Source organism: uncultured Rikenella sp., from assembly GCF_947628055.1.
Classification (GTDB): Bacteria; Bacteroidota; Bacteroidia; order Bacteroidales; family Rikenellaceae; genus Rikenella.
In genome coordinates this window covers 1-18,453 of sequence record NZ_CANQYJ010000042.1, presented here as the reverse complement: position 1 = coordinate 18,453, position 18,453 = coordinate 1, and the positions used below count along the sequence as shown (strand labels likewise).

General features: G+C 57.4%; 16 protein-coding genes. 6 read left to right on the top strand and 10 right to left on the bottom strand.

What is annotated here, in order from left to right:
- Positions 1–1,042: 1,042 nt before the first annotated feature.
- From rfbB to Q0Z93_RS05510, 3 genes are all read right to left on the bottom strand, one after another.
- On the bottom strand, positions 1,043–2,101 hold the full coding sequence (gene rfbB, locus Q0Z93_RS05520; RefSeq protein WP_298063517.1) for a dTDP-glucose 4,6-dehydratase: 1,059 nt from the start codon (positions 2,099–2,101) through the stop codon (positions 1,043–1,045).
- 102 nt (positions 2,102–2,203) lie between these two features.
- Positions 2,204–2,623, bottom strand: coding sequence for a large-conductance mechanosensitive channel protein MscL (gene mscL / locus Q0Z93_RS05515; RefSeq protein WP_298063515.1), 420 nt, complete (start codon positions 2,621–2,623; stop codon positions 2,204–2,206).
- An 88-nt stretch (positions 2,624–2,711) separates the two neighbouring features.
- Positions 2,712–3,476 carry a peptidylprolyl isomerase gene (locus tag Q0Z93_RS05510; protein ID WP_298063513.1) on the bottom strand — a complete coding sequence of 255 codons (765 nt, stop codon included), beginning with the start codon at positions 3,474–3,476 and terminating at the stop codon, positions 2,712–2,714.
- Positions 3,477–3,538: 62 nt separating this feature from the next.
- On the opposite strand from Q0Z93_RS05510, the gene Q0Z93_RS05505 reads away from it, so the two are divergent.
- From Q0Z93_RS05505 to proB, 3 genes are all read left to right on the top strand, one after another.
- Positions 3,539–5,830, top strand: a complete 2,292-nt coding sequence (locus Q0Z93_RS05505; protein WP_298063510.1) for a patatin-like phospholipase family protein — start codon at positions 3,539–3,541, stop codon at positions 5,828–5,830.
- Between the two features lie 108 nt (positions 5,831–5,938).
- Positions 5,939–8,326, top strand: a complete 2,388-nt coding sequence (locus Q0Z93_RS05500) for a transglycosylase domain-containing protein (RefSeq protein ID WP_298063508.1) — start codon at positions 5,939–5,941, stop codon at positions 8,324–8,326.
- Positions 8,327–8,384: 58 nt separating this feature from the next.
- Positions 8,385–9,479: a glutamate 5-kinase gene (gene proB / locus Q0Z93_RS05495; RefSeq protein WP_298063506.1), complete on the top strand. Its 1,095-nt coding sequence runs from the start codon at positions 8,385–8,387 to the stop codon at positions 9,477–9,479.
- Between the two features lie 155 nt (positions 9,480–9,634).
- Here the strand turns inward: proB and Q0Z93_RS05490 are convergent, their stop codons facing one another.
- The 3 genes from Q0Z93_RS05490 to purN form a co-directional block, all read right to left on the bottom strand.
- The gene (locus tag Q0Z93_RS05490) at positions 9,635–10,303 is read right to left on the bottom strand and encodes a Crp/Fnr family transcriptional regulator (RefSeq protein WP_298063504.1); all 669 of its coding nucleotides are present in this window, start codon (positions 10,301–10,303) and stop codon (positions 9,635–9,637) included.
- A 99-nt stretch (positions 10,304–10,402) separates the two neighbouring features.
- Positions 10,403–11,041, bottom strand: coding sequence for a hypothetical protein (locus tag Q0Z93_RS05485; protein ID WP_298063501.1), 639 nt, complete (start codon positions 11,039–11,041; stop codon positions 10,403–10,405).
- Between the two features lie 3 nt (positions 11,042–11,044).
- Positions 11,045–11,620: a phosphoribosylglycinamide formyltransferase gene (purN, locus tag Q0Z93_RS05480; protein ID WP_298063499.1), complete on the bottom strand. Its 576-nt coding sequence runs from the start codon at positions 11,618–11,620 to the stop codon at positions 11,045–11,047.
- 161 nt (positions 11,621–11,781) lie between these two features.
- Between purN and Q0Z93_RS05475 the strand changes: the two genes are divergently transcribed.
- From Q0Z93_RS05475 to rnc, 3 genes are all read left to right on the top strand, one after another.
- On the top strand, positions 11,782–12,018 hold the full coding sequence (locus Q0Z93_RS05475; protein WP_298063497.1) for an acyl carrier protein: 237 nt from the start codon (positions 11,782–11,784) through the stop codon (positions 12,016–12,018).
- Positions 12,019–12,222: 204 nt separating this feature from the next.
- Positions 12,223–13,494: a beta-ketoacyl-ACP synthase II gene (gene fabF, locus Q0Z93_RS05470; RefSeq protein WP_298063495.1), complete on the top strand. Its 1,272-nt coding sequence runs from the start codon at positions 12,223–12,225 to the stop codon at positions 13,492–13,494.
- 434 nt (positions 13,495–13,928) lie between these two features.
- Positions 13,929–14,660: a ribonuclease III gene (gene rnc, locus Q0Z93_RS05465; RefSeq protein WP_298063493.1), complete on the top strand. Its 732-nt coding sequence runs from the start codon at positions 13,929–13,931 to the stop codon at positions 14,658–14,660.
- A gap of 626 nt (positions 14,661–15,286) precedes the next feature.
- On the opposite strand, the gene Q0Z93_RS05460 is transcribed toward rnc, so the two are convergent.
- From Q0Z93_RS05460 to Q0Z93_RS05445, 4 genes are all read right to left on the bottom strand, one after another.
- The gene (locus Q0Z93_RS05460; RefSeq protein ID WP_298063491.1) at positions 15,287–16,084 is read right to left on the bottom strand and encodes a thymidylate synthase; all 798 of its coding nucleotides are present in this window, start codon (positions 16,082–16,084) and stop codon (positions 15,287–15,289) included.
- A gap of 17 nt (positions 16,085–16,101) precedes the next feature.
- Positions 16,102–16,854: a UDP-2,3-diacylglucosamine diphosphatase gene (locus tag Q0Z93_RS05455; RefSeq protein WP_298063489.1), complete on the bottom strand. Its 753-nt coding sequence runs from the start codon at positions 16,852–16,854 to the stop codon at positions 16,102–16,104.
- A gap of 225 nt (positions 16,855–17,079) precedes the next feature.
- Positions 17,080–17,517: a ribose 5-phosphate isomerase B gene (gene rpiB / locus Q0Z93_RS05450; protein WP_298063488.1), complete on the bottom strand. Its 438-nt coding sequence runs from the start codon at positions 17,515–17,517 to the stop codon at positions 17,080–17,082.
- A gap of 42 nt (positions 17,518–17,559) precedes the next feature.
- Positions 17,560–18,084, bottom strand: coding sequence for a hypothetical protein (locus tag Q0Z93_RS05445; protein ID WP_298063486.1), 525 nt, complete (start codon positions 18,082–18,084; stop codon positions 17,560–17,562).
- Between the last annotated feature and the right edge of the window lie 369 nt (positions 18,085–18,453).

Sequence of the window (18,453 nt, the reverse complement as noted above, 5' to 3'; positions counted from 1 at the left end):
CAAATTGCTTGTGATTCGCGCGCCGGGAAAATCGTTCGTTTTCAACTCTCGTTGAAACCGTCGATTTTCCTTTTTCGCCGTGGCGCGCGAGGTGTGAACATTCTTTTTTCCCGCGCGCTGGCGGAAATCCTGTTCAAAAGCGCAAGCTGCTTTTGAACGATTTCCTACTCCAGCAATCGCGCGCGGGTGCCGGTGCCGCTGGGCACTCCAACCGCACCCTTCGGGTGTTCTGCTGGCCTGCCGGCAGTAAGATAAACTACCCCAAAGAAGGAAACTGCCCTCGGGGCGGGCAGGCCGTTTAACTAAGTCCTCTCAAACTCTAACAAAAGCCCCAACGGGGCCCCGCGGCGGGCTTGCAAAACTTCGTTTTGCTTGGATCGGAATTACCCCGAACAAAACCTGCGCGCCAGTGGAAATTCGGTTTGGCTACGATCTCCCTATGTCGGGCCGCAGCCTCCCGCAGCGGAGGCCCGCAACTTCGTTGCTTAGCTCCGCAGGCTGCACCCCGAACAAAACCCGTGCGCCGGTGGAAATTCTGTCCAAAAGGAGGAAACCGCCCTCAGGCCAGGCAGGCTCCGCTTAATAGGTCCTCTCAAACTCCAACAAAAGCCCCAACGGGGCCCCGCGGCGGGCTTGCAAAACTTCGTTTTGCTTGGATCGGAACTATCCCGAACAAAAACCGCGCGCCGGGAAAATCGTTCGTTTTCAACTCTCGTTGAAACCGTCGATTTTCCTTTTTCGGCGTGGCGCGCGAGGTGAACATTCTTTTGTCCCGCGCGCTGGCGGAAATCCTGTCCCAAAAGAGGAAACCGCCCTCAGGCCGGGCGGGCCGCGGGTGCCCCCGCTGGGCGAGCGAAACTGCGTTTCGTTTGGGTCAAAACCATCTCAAACAAAAACCGCACGGGACTAACTAAGTCCTCTCAATCTTCAACAAAACCCCACCGCCCCCCGCAACAAGTTTGCAAAAGGCGCCCACGTTATGCAAACCGGCGAAGCGACAGTCCCCGCGAACAGTCAATGTACAGCCAGACAAGTGTAAAGCCTACCTGTCGCCGTACATTTCGGCATAATACCGTTCGTAGGCCCCCGAAGTGATATGATCCAACCACTCCTGATTATCCAAGTACCACCGGATCGTTTTTTCGATCCCCTCCTCGAACTGCAGCGACGGCTCCCACCCCAGCTCCTCGTGGAGTTTCGTCGAGTCGATCGCATACCGCTTGTCATGCCCCGCCCGATCCTGCACATAGGTAATCAGTCCCTCCGACGCCCCCTCCGGCCGTCCCAGCAGCCGATCCGCCGTCCGAATCATCACCCGGATCAGGTCGATATTCCGCCACTCGTTGAACCCGCCGATATTGTAAGTCTCCCCGACCCGGCCACTGTGGAAAATGGTGTCGATCGCCCGCGCATGGTCGATCACATAGAGCCAGTCCCGCACATTCTCGCCCGTCCCGTACACCGGCAGCGGCTTGTTGTGCCGGATGTTGTTGATAAAGAGCGGGATGAGCTTTTCCGGGAACTGGTTCGGCCCGTAGTTATTCGAGCAGTTCGAGACCACGACCGGCAGCCCGTAAGTATTGTGGAAAGCGCGCACGAAATGGTCGCTCGACGCTTTGGAAGCCGAATAAGGCGACTGCGGATCGTAAGCCGTAGTCTCGACGAAAAAAGTGCCCGGTTCGTGCAGCGACCCGTAGACTTCGTCCGTCGAGACATGGTAGAACAGCTTCCCCTCCATATGCCCCGTCCAAGCCTCCTTGGCAACCTGCAGCAGAGACAAAGTCCCCAGCACATTGGTCTGCGCAAAGGCGAACGGATCCTTGATCGACCGGTCGACATGGCTCTCGGCAGCAAGATGAATCACCCCGTCGATCTCGCACTCGGCAAAGATCCGCCGCATGTGGTCGATGTCGCATATATCCCCCTTGATGAAGCGGTAGTTCGGACACTCCGCCGCCACATCGCTCAGGTTCTCCAGATTCCCGGCATAAGTCAATTTGTCGAGGTTGTAAATCCGGTAGTCGGGATATTTCTGACAAAAGAGCCGCACGACGTGCGACCCGATAAATCCGGCGCCGCCGGTAATCAACAGATTTCTCATAGTCTTGTGGTTTCCCGTTCGCATCCAATCGGCAAGCGAAGGAATCTCTTTCTTGTCTTTCTTATTTATGGTGGCGATCAGTCCCATTGCAGCCCGTGCGGATTACTTTTTCTCTTTCAGCAGGTCGCGGATCTCGGTCAGCAGCTGCTCCTCTTTGGAAGGCACCGCCGGTTTCGCCGCTTCGGCAGTCGCAGCCGCCTTTTCCGCCTTGCTCTTCAAGGCATTCACGAATTTCACGAGGGCGAAAATCGAGAGGGCGATGATGACGAAGTCGATCACGGTCTGAATGAACTTGCCGTACCCGATCACGACAGCCGGCTCCTCGCCGACTGCCTTCTTGATGGTGATTGCGAGGTTGGAGAAATCGACACCGCCCAACAAAACCCCGATCGGCGGCATGATCACATCGCTCACCAGCGAACTGACGATCTTCCCGAAAGCGGCACCGATGATGATACCGACGGCCATATCGACGACATTGCCGCGCATGGCGAACTGCTTAAATTCGGATAACCATTTCATATGCTTGTTTGTTTAATTTAAATCCGCATAGAATTTCCCCTCCCCGTTGTTGCGCGAGGCCGGAGAATGTCTTTTCAAATTCTTCCCGCTATCGGTCCCGTTTGCCGTCTTTGACCAATCTGACTTTCATCTTTTTGATATAGACATCGCCGTTTTTCGGACGATCCTGCGAATCCGTCGGGAGTTTCGATATTCTTAGCACCGTCCCCATTCCCGACACCACCTCGCCGAAGATCGTATAGCTGCCGTCCAAATGAGGCGCCCCGCCCATCCGTCGGTAGATTTTCTCGCGATCCGGCGTGATCTGCGCCCCCGCCGGGTTCGCCGCCCGTTCCGCGATTCTGTTTCGCGCCGCCGTCAGCGTGCTGTCGTTCTGCACCTTGCCCGTCACGATATAGAACTGCGAACTCGACGACTGCCGCGACGGATTGGCCTCGTCCCCCTCCCTGGCTGCCGCCACGACCCCCCGTTTATGGAAATAGCGCGGCACGATCTCCGCATCGAGCTTATACCCCGCATCCGCATTCCCGTAGACCTTCACCAACGACGCCTCGATGCTCTCCGGGTCGCCCGTCTGGATCATGAAATCCCGGATCACCCGGTGGAACAGCAGATGGTTGTAGAACCCCTGTTCCGCCAGCTTCACGAAATTGTCCCGATGCTTCGGCGTGTCGTTGAAAAGGCGGAACTTCACCGTCCCTTTCGAGGTCTGCATCGTCACCACGTAATGAGCCCCCTCGCCCGCCGCAAGCGCTTTCCTCTTTGCCGGCGCCGGCAGCGCGAGCAGACAGCAAGCCGCCGTCAATAGCGAATAGCGGATATTTTTTACTAATTTTACGTTTTGCTCTGCCATAGGTCGGAGATAGAAGTTTCAAAGAACAAATTTATTAAATTTCGGATAAAACGCCGGCGCATATGAAACGATTTCTCATACGGATACTGCTTCTTCTGTCGATCGGCAGCGCATGGGGACAGCGCGTGGGCGTTGTTTTCAGCGGCGGCGGAGCCAAGGGGCTTTACCACGTCGGCATTCTCAAGGCATTGGAAGAGAACAATATACCGATCGACTACATCTCCGGGGCGTCGATGGGGGCCATTGTCGCCGGGATGTACGCCGCCGGATATTCGCCCGACGAAATGATCCGTTTCTTCATTACCGACACCGTGCAGCACTGGCTGTCGGCCAAGAGCTCCGACTTGGACAACAACTACTATTTCAAGAAGTTCGAGCCGACCCCGTCCATGGTTTCGGTCAGAATAGACCCCAAAGCCGTCAAATCAACCGCCATTCAACTCCCGACCAACATCATTTCGCCTTACCAACTCGACCTGGCATTCATGCGGATGCTCGCGCCGGCTTCGGCGGCAGCCGGGAACGATTTCGACAGCCTGATGGTGCCGTTCCGGTGCAACGCCTCGGACGTGTACAACAAAAAGACGATCGTATTCGACCGGGGCAGCCTGCCTTTCGCCATTCGGGCCTCGATGACGATCCCGCTGGTATTCAAGCCGCTGACCCGGGACACCGTCGTGCTGTTCGACGGGGGACTTTACAACAACTACCCGTGGCAGCCGCTCGACACGGCGTTCCATCCGGACATACTGATCGGCGGAATCTGCGCAGCCAACTACGAAAACCCGTCGGCCGACAATATCGTGCAGCAGGTCAGCGTGATGGCCACCAACAATACGGACTACTCGCTGCCCGACAGCCTCGACGTGGAGATCCGGCGGCGGTTCAAGGAGGTCGGCGTATTGGACTACGACAAGGCCAGCTACATCATCGCGCGGGGGTATGAAGATGCCATGCGGCAGATGCCGCTTATCCGGGAGCGGATCGCGCGGCGGGTGTCCGACGGCGAGATCGCAGCCAAACGCGCGGCTTTCAAGGCGAAGATCAAACCCTTGATTTTCGAGCGGATCGACATCGAAGGGCTGACCCTGAAACAGACGGAATACGTCTACCGGCAGTTGGGAATCAAGCCGAACCAGCTGTTCGACGAGGCGTATTTCACGCGGAAATATATGCAGGTTCTGGCAGGAGGAGTATTCACCGGCGAGTTTCCGGAGGTGGCTTTCAATCCCGAAACGGGATTTTTCCGCCTGAAGCTAACGCTGCACACCCAGGCGAGCATACGCTTTGAGCTGGGGGGCAACATCTCGTCCACGGCGCTGAACATGGGCTATGCGTCGTTCAGCTATCGGACGGTGGGGCACAAAGTGTCGACCTATGCGGTGCAGGGATTCTTCGGAACGTTCTACAACTCGCTGAAGGTGGGGGGACGCCACGACATCTACACCAATTTCCCGTTCTACATCGATTACAACTACACCTACGACCACTACGACTATTCGGCCAACCACATGAACCGGTACTATCGGGACAAGGACTGGCGCTACCGGACGCGGAACTCAAACACGCTGACCTCTTCCGTCGCGATTCCGGTGCTGGAGAATGCGGCGTTCCGGGGCCGTGTGACGCTGGGGGTCACCGACGATTACTACTTCCGGGAGCAGTTCACCAATACCGACAAACCGGACCGGAGCAGTTTCTCGTATGCGAATCTGACATTGGAGGTGCAGAAGCAGTCGATGAACTACACGCTCTATCCGAACCGGGGAACGGAACATATCCTCCAGCTGCGTTTTACGGAGGGGCTGGAGAGCTACTATCCGGGAACGCTGGCCGGCGCTTCGCCGACGTTCCGGCGACGCAACCGCAACTGGTTCGAGGCGCGCTACCGGTACGAACGCTACATTCCGGCCTCGAAGTGGTTCACGCTGGGAGTTCTGGGAGAGGCGACGGTATCGAACCATCCGGATTTCGACAATCCGTTAGTCACGGCCATGTCGCTGCCGGCGTTCCAGCCGATCCCGCTGATGCGGACGCTGTTCATGCCGGAGTTCCGCTCGCGGTCGTATGCGGCGGCGGGGGTGATCCCGGTTTTCCATATCGTCAATAACCTGTATGTCAAGTCGTATGTCTACGCTTTCGTGCCGCAGGAGGTGGTCTACGACCACGGCTGGACGGGCGATGTCTGGAACCGGCTGCGCAAGCGCACGGAATTCGTGTTCGGCGGCTCGCTGGTCTACCAGACGTTTATCGGCCCGGCATCGCTGACGCTCAACAAATACAGCACGGGGAAGTCGAACTGGCAACTGGTCTTCAACTTCGGCTACACGCTCTTCTCCTCCCGCCGTTTCTGAACGCATCTCTACGGCCGGACAGGCAGGACACGCCGATGAAACAGGAACCGATCCGATGATCAAACAGACGGTGAAAATCGTACCTTTGTAAACTAAAAAAAGAACCGCATGGCCAGCAAGACCTTCGTCAAAATACGGAATTACATAAACGACCCCGCCCATCACCGGCGGATCACCCTCGTTTTCTGGAGCATCATCGCCGCCCCGCCCGTCATTCTCGGGATACTGCTGCTGCTCATCGGCTTCGGCGCGTTCGGGAAACTGCCCACCTTTGAAGAACTCGAAAACCCCCGCAGCAACCTCGCCACCGAAGTGATCTCGGCCGACGGCAAAAACATCGGCAGCTTTTTCATTGAAAACCGGTCGTATGTCGACTACGGCGACCTGTCGCCGAACCTTGTCGCCGCTTTGATCGCCACCGAAGACGCCCGCTTTTACAACCACTCCGGGATCGACTTCCAGGGGCTGGCGCGCGTGGGGATCAAGACCGTGCTGCTCGGCGACCGGGGACAGGGAGGCGGCTCGACCATCAGCCAGCAGCTCGCCAAGAACCTCTATCCCCGCGACACCACCCACAGCTCGGGGATCGCCAAGGCCGGCAAACTCGTCATCGCCAAGCTCAAGGAATGGATCACCGCCGTGATGCTCGAACACAACTACACCAAAGAGGAAATCGTGGCGATGTACCTCAACACCGTCGAATACAGCTCCAACGCTTACGGCATCAAGTCCGCCGCCGCCACTTTCTTCAACAAGGCCCCGGCCGAACTGACCCCGGAAGAGGCTGCCATGCTGGTGGGCGTGGTGAACGCCCCGACCCGCTACAGCCCGAAACGGAATCCCGAACGGGCGCTCCGGCGGCGGAATACCGTGCTCGAACGTATGGGCAGCGCAGGGTTTCTGACCCAGGCCGAAGTGCGGGAACTGACCGCGAAACCCATCGTACTCGACTACCACCCGGTCTCCCACAACGAAGGGACGGCCACCTATTTCCGCGAGATGCTGCGCCAGTACATGACCGCCGGCGAGCCGCAGCGCAAACAGTTCGCCACCGACTGGGACTACGAGCAGGAGATGGAACGCTGGCGGAACGACCCGCTCTACGGCTGGTGCAACAAAAACACCAAAGCCGACGGCACACCGTACAACCTCTACAAGGACGGCCTGAAAATCTACACCACGATCAACTCCCGCATGCAGCGGTATGCCGAAGAAGCGGTCGAGGAGCACATGTCCCGCACCGTGCAGCCTCTGTTCGACCGGCAGCGCAAGACCTACAAGACGATCTTCTACGGCATCAACAAAACGGAGCAGGATAAAATCATGCGGCGCGCCATGCTCCAGAGCGACCGCGGACGGGCGATGAAACAGGCGGGAATCGGCGAAGAACGCATCCTGGCCGAATTCGAGAAGCCGGTGCCTATGAACGTCTTCACCTATGCCGGCGAACGGGATACGGTGCTCTCGCCCAAAGACTCGATCCTGCACATGAAATCCATCCTGCGGGCCGGATTCATGGCGATGAACCCTTCGACGGGCTATGTGACGGCTTATGTGGGAGGCACCGACTTCCGCAATTTCAAATACGACATGGTGCGCCAGGGGAAACGGCAGGTGGGATCGACCATCAAGCCGTTCATCTACACTTTCGCGTTCGACATGCTGGGGTACAACCCTTGCACGCTGGTGCCCAACTCGCCCGTGACGATCGAAACCGTCCAAGGGCCGTGGTCGCCCAAGGAGGCGGGGAATGTGCCGCAGGAGGGGGAATTGCATCCGCTGTACTGGGGGCTGGCCAACAGCCGCAACAACTACTCGGCCTGGATCATGAAACAGGCTCAGCCGCAAGCCGTGGCCGACATGATCCACAAGATCGGCATCGACAGCTACATCGACCCGGTCTATGCCATGTGCTTGGGGACGCCCCAGGTATCGGTGTTTGAAATGGCGGGAGCTTTCTGCACATTCGCCAACCGCGGCGTGCATACCGATCCGTTCTTCGTCACCCGGATAGAGGACAAGCAGGGCAACGTGCTGGCCTCTTTCTCGCCCCAGACCCACGATGCGATCAGCGAGCAGACGGCCTACACGATGCTGGACATGCTCAAGCGGGTGGTGACGGCAGGGACGGCGGGACGGCTCCGCCACCAGTTCAACCTGAGCGGCGACATCGGGGGCAAGACGGGGACGACGAACAACAATGCCGATGCGTGGTTTATGGGCGTGACGCCGCAAGTGGTGGCGGGGACATGGGTCGGAGGCGAGGATCCGGCGACGCACCTGCAGAGCGGCGCCGACGGCTCGCGGGTGGCGCTGCCGATCTTCGGGATTTTCATGACGAAAGTCTACAAGGACAAGTCGCTGGGGATCGCGATGAACGACCGGTTCATGGAGCCGATCGGTGTGGTGAAGTACGACTGCGATCCGCAGCAGACGATTCCGGCGGCGGTGGCCGGCGCGACGGGTGAAGGCGGCGGCGACGAGTTTTTCCAGTAAACGGGAAAAACGAGCCGTACAATGAAAGCGATTGTTTTGAAAGATAACTCCAAACCTTATGGAAACATACAAGCGGGTGGCGGTCAAGGTGGGCAGCAACGTACTCACGCGGAGCGACGGCACACTGGATGTGACCCGGATGTCGGCCCTGGTGGATCAGATGGTGACCCTCAGGCGGGCGGGAATCGAGGTGATTCTCATCTCCTCGGGGGCGGTGGCGTCGGGACGGAGCGAGCTCGGCACGGGGTTGAAACTCGACGACGTATCTTCGCGGCAGCTCTACTCGGCCGTGGGGCAGGCCAAGCTGATCAATCGCTACTACGACCTGTTCCGGGGCTACGGGATCGCCTGCGGACAGGTGCTGACCACGAAGGACAACTTCGGCAGCCGGAATCTCTATCTGAATCAGAAAAACTGCATCGGCACTATGCTGGCGGCGGGCGTAGTGCCGATCGTCAACGAAAACGACGCGGTCTCGATCACGGAACTGATGTTCACCGACAACGACGAACTGTCGGGGCTGATCGCCACGATGATGGACGTCGAGGCGCTGGTTATTCTGAGCCATATCGACGGGATTTACGACGGCGATCCGTCGTGTCCGGGGACGCAGGTCATCCGGCATGTGGAGCCCTCTTCGCCGCTGGAGCGGTATATTCAGAGCGGCAAGTCTCAGTTCGGCCGCGGCGGGATGCTGACCAAGAGCACGATTGCGCGGAAAGTGGCTTCGGAAGGGGTCGAGGTGATCATCGCCAACGGGAAGCGGGACGATATTCTGCCGGCTCTGCTGCTGGGGACGGCTGCTGAGCGGGAGGACGTCGTGTGCACCCGCTTTGTGCCGAGCGGGAAGGCGCCGTCGAGCGTCAAGCGGTGGATCGCCCACTCGGAGAGCTTTGCCAAAGGGAAACTGCATCTGAATGAAGGAGCGGTGAAGGCTCTTTCGGGGCCGGAGGCGACGAGCTTGCTGCCGGTGGGGATCGTGTCGGTCGAGGGAACTTTCGACGAAGGGAATATCGTGCGGCTGGTAGGGCCGGACGGGGTGCAGATCGGCGTGGGGTTGGTGACGGCAGACAGCGAGGCCGTCTCTGCCGCTGCGGGGAAGCATGGCGGCAGGCCGGTGGTGCATTACGACTATATGTATCTCGATCTCTGAGCTGGGGGTCGTCCCCGCCTCGAGACGTATTCAAAAAGGCCGGGGGCATCTGCGATTACAGAGGCCCCCGACCTTTCTTTTCTTGTCCGTCTTTCGTTCTCAGCCGGCAACTTCGGCAAGACCGAGCACCCGGCATACGAAGCTAAGAGCACAGCCTATTGCGGCGCAACCATAGCTTCCAGCGCCCTCCTGTCCCTGATCACGATCTGCGTGGCCGACAGTTCGACATACCCTTTCTTTGCCAGTTCCGAGAGCGTCTGCTCGAAAGCGTTGCGCGTAATGTCCAGTTCGTCCGCCATCTTTTCGATTTCCAGCGGCACGGTGTCCTCCTGCGCGGCAGCCGACGAGAGCAGCAGCGCCGCCACCTTCTCCGTCAGCATCAGCACCGACAGCGCATAAATTTTCCGTGAGAAGTAGTTCGCCCGGTTTGAAATAATGTCGATGAAATTCGAGAGGATGATCGTGTTGTCCTGCATCATTTCAAACAGTCCGCCCCGGTGCAAGGTCATGATCTCCGTGCCGTCCTCATTGGCCACCACGTCGATCGGCAGCCGGTTGTAGCCTCCGAACAGGAACGCCGGCGCGATCAGCTGCGGCGCCGCGATATTGTCGATCATCCGTCTGCGCCCCGCCGCGTCGGTCATCTCGCCCCGCACCGACCCTTTCAGAATAATCATCAGTCCCGAGTAGGCCGTATCCCGTCTGGCGATGCAGTCGTCCCGACCGTATGTCGCGGTCGCATACGACGCATGTTCGAGCAGTTTGTCTATGGTCTGCTGATCCAGGCCCCGGAACAGCGGTGAGTCTTTGAGTATCGGAAACATAGTCTGTCTTGTATTTAATACCCCCAAGTTAGCGGTTTTTGGCGAAAATGCCAAGGATATGCTGCTCTTTTTTATCGGTGTCCGTCGCCCGAGCCGGACTCAGCGCGGCAGAAAATCCGAAAAAAGGCCGGTGTGCTTCCACAGATAGTAGCAGAGGTAGCCCAGCGCCGCCAGGACAATCAATACGGCAAAAAAAGATACCGTGTAGTTGTGCGGATTCTTTCCTCTCGGCCGGCTCCTCCTCGGACGGGGCCTTCCGCCCGTCCGGGGAGAATTTCCGGGAGCCGGAACGAGCGCCGTACTCCGGCGCGCCGGAGACGGCACGACCAGCGGTTCTGCAGGCAGCGGGTTGAGCAGCTCTAAAAACAAAGGATCGGCATAGAAAAAAGAGGTTCCCCGCTCCGGATCGGCCTCTATCGTCCCCACCCCTTCCAACAGCATGGAGCCGGCAGACAGCCCCGCAGCCTCGGCGCCGGCATAGGCCTCCTCCCGCCAACGGCGGCACAATCCGTCAGCCGTCACCGAGTCGACGGCCAGTTCCGCCGCTACGATCTCCGTCAGCGGCAAGTCCCCGTACTCCGTCTCCGCTAACTCGGGCATCCGACGCGGCGGGTCGAGCCGCTGCCCCGGCAGCAACCGCGCGCCGCTGCGAACCGTGTGCAGCGTCCCGATTCCCTCCACAGCGACCGCACGGTGCTGCAGCAAGTAGCGGAGGAGTATGGAAGAAACGGCATCCATGCGTTATCGGAGATTACGTATCGTCCGTTCGATAACGGCCGGGAAGTGCCGGTGCTCCAGCACATGGATTTTCGCGGCCAGCGTATCCGGCGTGTCGTCGGCGTCCACCGGCACCGTCGCCTGGAACAGAATATCCCCGCTGTCGTACCGTTCGTTGACCCAGTGGATCGTGATCCCCGACTTTTTTTCGCCCGCCGCGATAACCGCCTCGTGCACATGCGCGCCGTACATCCCTTTGCCCCCGAATTTCGGCAGCAGCGCCGGGTGTATATTGACGATCCGCCCCGCATAAGTCTCCGTCAGATAACGCGGCACCAACCACAGGAACCCCGCCAGCACGATAAAATCGATATGATACTCGCCCAGCAGCGAAGCCACCTTGCCGTTCGGATCGCGGAACTCCTCGCGCGAGAAGACCGCCGTCGGCACCCCGAAACGTTCCGCCCGCCGCAAGGCATAGGCATCCTCCCGGTTGGAAAGCAGCAGCGCCACCCGGCCGCACGAAGAGTCCGAAAAGTGATTCATGATCGCCTCCGCATTGGTGCCCGACCCCGAGGCGAATATAGCTATATTAGTCATAATGAACAGATTGAGCCGCAAACGGCAAATAAAAGTACAAAAAAAACCGGCGCTGTACCCGACTTTGAGAAAAAAACTATACTTTTGCCTTGAATTGGACAATTGCGTTGATCCACAAAACGAATACCAGAACAATTGTTAAACTCTAAATCAAGAACGTTATGTCAGACATCTCTTCAAAAGTAGTCGAAATCATCGTTGACAAACTCGGTGTAGACGCTTCGGAAGCAGTACCTACCGCCAGCTTCACCAACGACCTGGGGGCGGACTCGCTGGATACCGTGGAACTGATCATGGAATTTGAAAAGGAATTCGAGATCTCCATCCCGGACGAAGATGCGGAAAAGATCGCTACCGTAGGCGATGCCATCAGTTATATCGAAGGCAAAAAGAACTAAGCGGCCGATACGATCGTACTGAGCATAAGACTGTTTCGGACACTTTAGAAATATAGCGTTCGGAACAGTTTTTGTAATTATTGGGACGCGGCTCGGCCCGTCTCCCGACTGAGGGGGCGTCCGGACGGTATCGCGTTTTTCGTCTGCGAAAGGCCGAACTGTGCGGAGGACCTTTTCGGTCATACCAACCAATCATGAATCCTTATGAAATTGAGAAGAGTAGTAGTAACGGGTATCGGTACCATCAACCCTTTAGGACATAACATCGGGCAATACTTTGAGAATCTCGAAAAAGGAATCAGCGGAGCGGCGCCCATTACCCATTTCGACGCTTCGAAATTCAAAACGCAGTTCGCCTGCGAAGTCAAAGGGTTCGATCCGAACGAACATTTCGACCGCAAAGAGGCGCGAAAATACGACCGCTTCACCCAGTTCGCCTTAGTCGCAGCCAAAGAGGCATTGCAGGACAGCGGCCTTGTCGGTCCGGAGGGAAACACATCGGGCGATATCGACTTGGATCAGGTCGGCGCCGTGTGGGCATCCGGGATCGGCGGCATCGAAACCGTCTTCAATGAAGTGATGAACTTCGCCAAAGGGGACGGCACGCCGAAATACAACCCGTTCTTTATCCCGAAAATGATCGCAGATATTGCCGCGGGACATATCTCCATGAAATACGGGTTCCGCGGGCCGAACTACTGTACGGTTTCGGCATGCTCTTCATCCAACCACGCGTTTATCGACGCCCTGAACCTCATTCGGTGGGGCAAGGCGGATATTATCGTGTCGGGCGGCTCGGAAGCTGCGATCAATCCGGCGGGGATCGGGGGATTCAATGCGATGCAGGCGCTCTCGACGCGGAACGACGATCCGGCAACGGCGTCGCGGCCTTATGACACGGGGCGGGACGGATTCGTGATGGGCGAAGGCGCGGGGGCTCTCATTCTGGAAGAATACGAACATGCCAAGGCAAGGGGGGTGAAAATCTATGCGGAAGTGGTCGGCGGGGGGATGAGCGCGGATGCGTACCACCTGACGGCACCGCATCCGGACGGGGCCGGAGCGGCGCGGGCCATGCAAGAGGCTTTCAAAGATGCGGGAATTTCTCCGGAGGAGGTGGACTATATCAATACCCACGGAACTTCTACGCCGGCGGGGGATATTCCGGAACTGACGGGTATCAAGGCGGTGCTGGGCGACCATATCTACCGCGTGAATATCAGTTCGACCAAGTCCATGACGGGGCATTTGCTGGGCGGGGCTGCAGCGATCGAAGCGCTGGCTTGCATCATGGCTATCGACAAGGGGATCGTGCCGCCGACGATCAATGTGACCGAACGCGACCCGCAGATCGATCCGCGAATCGACCTGACGCTCGGACATGCGGTGCGGCGGGAGGTGAATTGTGCGCTCAGCAATACTTTCGGATTCGGGGGACACAATTCGACTGTGATTTTCAAGAAAGTCAACGATTAACGGCTGTTTTTCATTCCAACTGCCGTCATGTCTATTACGGGGCCGTCCTTTTTCCTATCGGATACGGACGGCCTTTTTGCTTGTCCGATTTTTCGATCGGTTATTGTACATACCCGGTTTGAGGGAACTGTTCCTTTTGTGAACAAAAGGAACCGAAAAAACTTTTTGAGATGCTTGCGCATCTCTTGAGCCTGCCGGATACCCTTGTCTTCGATTTGTCGGGGTGCGGGGAATCGGGCCGATATGATAAGGTTCAGCCCTTAATCGGCCCGCTTCCCGCGCCCCGAACCAAACGCAATGCCAAAGGACTGCGGAGCCTAAGGAGTAGCGTAGCTATCTGAAAGTCTTTTGGGTACCTTTTCTTCAGAAAAGGTACGGTTCCATCCGGCACAGTGCAAATAACCGATCAAATATATTTAACAAATAGTTTTGTTATGGACCTGCGTCATCTGTTCCGTCGTCCTTCGCCCGCAGACAAACCCTATTATACGCTATTGAAGCGCATATTCGGCATCGTACCGGAAAATGTGGAGCTCTACAAATTGGCATTAGTGCATCGTTCCGCCTCAGTCACCGTCGGCGACGGGCGGACAGTCAACAACGAACGGCTGGAGTTTTTGGGCGATGCGGTGATCGAAGCGGTGGTTTCGGAGTTGCTTTTTATCGCATACCCGGACGCCAACGAAGGTTTCCTGAGCAAGCTGCGTTCGCGGATGGTGAGCCGCGAAACGCTGAACCGGGTGGCTCTCGAACTGGGACTGGACGAAGCGATAGTGGCCCATCCGTCGAGCTTGGTGGCGAGCCGGAACAATATCTACGGCGACGCGCTGGAAGCGCTGATCGGGGCTTTATACTTAGATCGGGGATACGAGACCGCCAATCGGGTGCTGATCGACGGAATCTTCTCGGAGTACGTCGATATGGAGGCACTCGAACAGACGGAAAAGGATTTCAAAAGCCGTGTGATCGAGTGGGGGCAGAAACACCACCGAACGGTAGAGTTCCGCAGCAGCGAATGTGCGGATCATGTGGAGCTGGCGCCTCATTTCGAGACGGAATTGCTGGTGGGGGGTGTCCGGATGGGCTACGGCGACGCCCGGTCGAAAAAAGAGGCGGAGCAGATCGCAGCGCGCGAAGCGTATCAATCCCTCCAACACACAGCATAACGATCGGTAATTAGTACGTACCCACATAGAACTGTTCCTTTTGTGAACAACCGACGCTGCCAGCGGTGCCGCTCGGCACTCGAACCGGGGCCTCTACCCTGAATAAGGTGAGCGGCGAGGAGGAACCGAGCAGCGTTCCGAGGGCAGAGGCCGCTGGCGGACTATGCCGAGGTAGCGCGAGGAAGCCGGAGGCAAAACAAGCGGAGCGCAGTTAGCGAGAACCAGAAAACCGACACAGCAGCCGAGTGCCATCGAGCTTGCTCGAATGGCCGAGGCGCCAGGAGGAAGGCGAAGCCAAACTTTCTGAGATGCTAACACATCTCTTGAGCCTGCCGGGTACCCTTGTCTTTGATTCTCTTGGGCCGGAAGCAATAGACCGCTCTACTGCTCCTTAGTTCGACCTCGCGCCCACCCCCCGAGCGGCTTCGCCGCTGGGCGCGGAGGTCGGCGGTTCTAAAGAACCGCAATATAAAGAGCGGTCTATCGCCCCGGCCCAAAGAAACCACAATGCAAGAGGACTGCGGAGCCTAAGGAGTCGGGTAATTACAGCCCGGAAAGCCCCTATGGGGCCTTTCTTTTCAAAGAAAGAACAGTCACACACAGCACAGTGCAAATAAACGATCGTCTTATACCGAGATCGGCGCCTTGATACCCGGCCATGGGTCATACCCATCCAGCGTGAAATCCTCGTACTTGAACCCGAAAATATCTTTCACCTCCGGATTGATCCGCATGGTCGGCAGCGCCCGCGGCGTGCGGGCTAACTGCGTATCCACCTGTTCCAGATGATTCAGATAGATATGCGTATCGCCCAGCGTATGAATGAATTCGCCCGGTTTGAGCCCCACCGTCTGCGCCATCATCATCGTCAGCAGCGCGTAAGAAGCGATGTTGAACGGCACGCCCAGAAACAGATCCGCCGACCGCTGGTAAAGCTGGCAGGAGAGCCTCCCATCCGCAACATAGAACTGGAACAAGGCATGGCACGGCGGCAACGCCATATTCGGAATATCGGCCACATTCCACGCACTCACGATATGCCTGCGGCTGTCCGGATTATTCTTCAGCGCCTCGACCAACTGAGCGATCTGGTCGATATGCCTCCCGTCCGGCGCCGGCCAGCTGCGCCACTGATAACCGTACACATGCCCCAAATCCCCCGTCTGCGGGTCGGCCCACTCGTCCCAGATCGTCACCCCATTGTCGTTCAGGTACTTAATGTTGGTGTCGCCGCTCAGGAACCAGAGCAGTTCGTGGATAATCGACCGCAGGTGCAGTTTCTTGGTCGTGAGGCAAGGAAAGCCTTCGTTCAGGTCGAAGCGCATCTGGTATCCGAAAACACTGATCGTACCGGTTCCGGTGCGGTCGTTTTTCCGGATGCCGTTGTCGCGCACATGCCGCAGCAGATCTAAATATTGTTGCATTTATATCTTCCTCTGTTTTAATTCCATTCCATCAGTTCCAACGTCCCGCCAACCGCCAGCCGCCCGTAAACCGGCCGCTCGATCCATTCGCCCAGAATCGCTACGCTGCTCCGGTCGCTGAGCCGGTGAACCACGGGTGTATGGATATGGCCGCAAATCAGGTACGAAGTTTCAGGATGCTGGGCGATATAGACCCGGGCGAACCGCACGATCGGCTCTTCTTCACCCCTGAATTCATGCGCTACGCCTTCTTTGCGCCCGTGCCGGTTGTGCGACGACCACCAGTGGCCGAAGCGCATCATCACGTTCGGATGCAGGATCGCCGAAAATATCCGTTTCAGGAATCGGCTGTGAAAAATGCGTCGAAGCAGAGCGTATTTCCAGTCCCCTGTTTTGCCGAGGCCGTCGCCATGGGCGATGAATACGGATCGGTCATACAGGACAAATACTTCGGGGCCGGTATGCACGGTCATTCCGATCTCTTTTTCAAAATAATCGCGTATCCAAAGATCGTGATTTCCTACAAAAAAGTGCACAGGAATCCCCCGGTCGCAGAATTCGGCCAGTTTTCCCAAAGTCCGGACAAACCCTTTCGGTATCACACGTTTGTATTCAAACCAGAAATCGAAAATGTCTCCTACTAAAAACAGCCCTTCGCAGTCGGCTTCGACGGAGTCGAGCCAGGCTGCAAAGCGCCGTTCCCGCTCAAGCGGGTCGGTGCCGCGGTAGGCAAGTCCCAAATGTATGTCCGACGCGAAATAGTAAGCCATAAATAAATGAATAAAACCTACAATTTTTACAACAGCTTTCGCACGGGCGGAGCCAGCGGGGACTGCACCGAACGAAGTGAGATTGCAGGCCTCCGCCCGGGGTGGCTCCGGCCTGACACAGGAAGATTGCCGACAACATGGTGGAAACGCTTGCCAGTGTCCAAAATAAACCTACGACAAATTCACAGCGCCCGGCCCCAGATGTGGCCATCCGACCCGAAACACCTACAAGTCGATCATCTCCACACGCCGCAGATGCCGCCCCCCCTCGAACTCAGCTCCGAAAAAAGCATCGAGGATTTCCGCCGCCTGTTCCTCCGTCAGGAAGCGGGCCGGCAAGGAGCAGACATTAGCATCGTTATGCCGACGCGCCAGCGCCGCGATCTCCGGACACCAGCAAACAGCGGCCCGCACCTTCGGATGCTTGTTCAACGCCATGCTGATCCCATTGGCACTGCCGCAGAGCGACACGCCCAGATCGCAGCGTCCCTCGGCCACCTCCCTGCCCAGCGCATGGGCATAAACAGGATAATCGACGCTGTCAGCGCTGTGGGTGCCGAGATCCCGAACGACGTATCCTTTGGCAAGGAGGTATCCGGCGACGAACTCTTTCAGGCTGTATCCGGCATGGTCGCTGGCGATGGCGACGTTAAAGGTTTTCATAAAGTCGTGTCTTTTGATTTTCCAACACCGCCAAAGTTACGATTATTTTACGGGATTGCCGACGCAGGCGGCCACCTCGGAAGCCTGCTCTTGCTCAAAGCAATGGACGCAGGAAACGTTTTCGTAAGCATAGGGTACGTACTGCATCACTTGCAGGGCGATGAAACAGTTGTCCCGGGAACGCTGCACGTCGAGCCGCACGGGGCCGCTTTCTTTGCGTCTGGCGGTGCGGATTTCGTCGAATCTGCCTTGTTCGATCAGACGCACGAGTTCGTCGCCGGAGAGGGACTCGAAGTAGAGAGCGTAGCTTTTCACGGGACTTTTGGTCGGCAGGTAGACGGTCTCTTTGCCGCCTACGAAGAGCTTGAGAAGGCCGATGAACAGAAGGGAAAAGCCGCTGACGGCGCAGAACATGTAAAGCGACGAGGTGGTGTCGTGAATGGTGGTCGAAAGAATGTAAAACGCGATGCCGAACAGGATAAGGCCGATACTGGTGATGATGGCTTTGCTGTTTTTACGTTTTACGATCGGAATGTTTATTGTGTTGGTATTTACTTGTGTCGACATAATTTCGTGATTTTTTTAATGGTAGGTTTCATTTAGCACTGTTCCGTGTGTGACTGTTCTTTCTTTGAAAAGAAAGGCCCCATTGGGGCTTTCCGGGCTGTAATTACCCGAATCTTTACGCTCCGCAGTCCTCTTGCATTGCGTTTTTCTTTGGGCCGGGGCAATAGACCGCTCTTAATAGCGGTTCTTTAGAACCGCCGACCTCTGCGCCCAGCGGCGAAGCCGCTCGGGGGGTGGGCGCGAGGTCGAACTAAGGATATGACAGAGCGGTCTATTACTCCCGGCCCAAGAGGATCGAAAACAAGGGTACCCGGCAGGCTCAAGAGATGCGCAAGCATCTCAAAAAGTTTGGCTTCGCCTTCCTCCTGG

Excerpts from the sequence above, each read along its gene's own strand:
- rfbB (WP_298063517.1), bottom strand. The coding sequence starts at position 2,101 with ATGAGAAATCTGTTGATTACCGGCGGCGCCGGATTTATCGGGTCGCAC.
- mscL (WP_298063515.1), bottom strand. The coding sequence starts at position 2,623 with ATGAAATGGTTATCCGAATTTAAGCAGTTCGCCATGCGCGGCAATGTC.
- Q0Z93_RS05510 (WP_298063513.1), bottom strand. The coding sequence starts at position 3,476 with ATGGCAGAGCAAAACGTAAAATTAGTAAAAAATATCCGCTATTCGCTA.
- Q0Z93_RS05505 (WP_298063510.1), top strand. The coding sequence starts at position 3,539 with ATGAAACGATTTCTCATACGGATACTGCTTCTTCTGTCGATCGGCAGC.
- Q0Z93_RS05500 (WP_298063508.1), top strand. The coding sequence starts at position 5,939 with ATGGCCAGCAAGACCTTCGTCAAAATACGGAATTACATAAACGACCCC.
- proB (WP_298063506.1), top strand. The coding sequence starts at position 8,385 with ATGGAAACATACAAGCGGGTGGCGGTCAAGGTGGGCAGCAACGTACTC.
- Q0Z93_RS05490 (WP_298063504.1), bottom strand. The coding sequence starts at position 10,303 with ATGTTTCCGATACTCAAAGACTCACCGCTGTTCCGGGGCCTGGATCAG.
- Q0Z93_RS05485 (WP_298063501.1), bottom strand. The coding sequence starts at position 11,041 with ATGGATGCCGTTTCTTCCATACTCCTCCGCTACTTGCTGCAGCACCGT.
- purN (WP_298063499.1), bottom strand. The coding sequence starts at position 11,620 with ATGACTAATATAGCTATATTCGCCTCGGGGTCGGGCACCAATGCGGAG.
- Q0Z93_RS05475 (WP_298063497.1), top strand. The coding sequence starts at position 11,782 with ATGTCAGACATCTCTTCAAAAGTAGTCGAAATCATCGTTGACAAACTC.
- fabF (WP_298063495.1), top strand. The coding sequence starts at position 12,223 with ATGAAATTGAGAAGAGTAGTAGTAACGGGTATCGGTACCATCAACCCT.
- rnc (WP_298063493.1), top strand. The coding sequence starts at position 13,929 with ATGGACCTGCGTCATCTGTTCCGTCGTCCTTCGCCCGCAGACAAACCC.
- Q0Z93_RS05460 (WP_298063491.1), bottom strand. The coding sequence starts at position 16,084 with ATGCAACAATATTTAGATCTGCTGCGGCATGTGCGCGACAACGGCATC.
- Q0Z93_RS05455 (WP_298063489.1), bottom strand. The coding sequence starts at position 16,854 with ATGGCTTACTATTTCGCGTCGGACATACATTTGGGACTTGCCTACCGC.
- rpiB (WP_298063488.1), bottom strand. The coding sequence starts at position 17,517 with ATGAAAACCTTTAACGTCGCCATCGCCAGCGACCATGCCGGATACAGC.
- Q0Z93_RS05445 (WP_298063486.1), bottom strand. The coding sequence starts at position 18,084 with ATGTCGACACAAGTAAATACCAACACAATAAACATTCCGATCGTAAAA.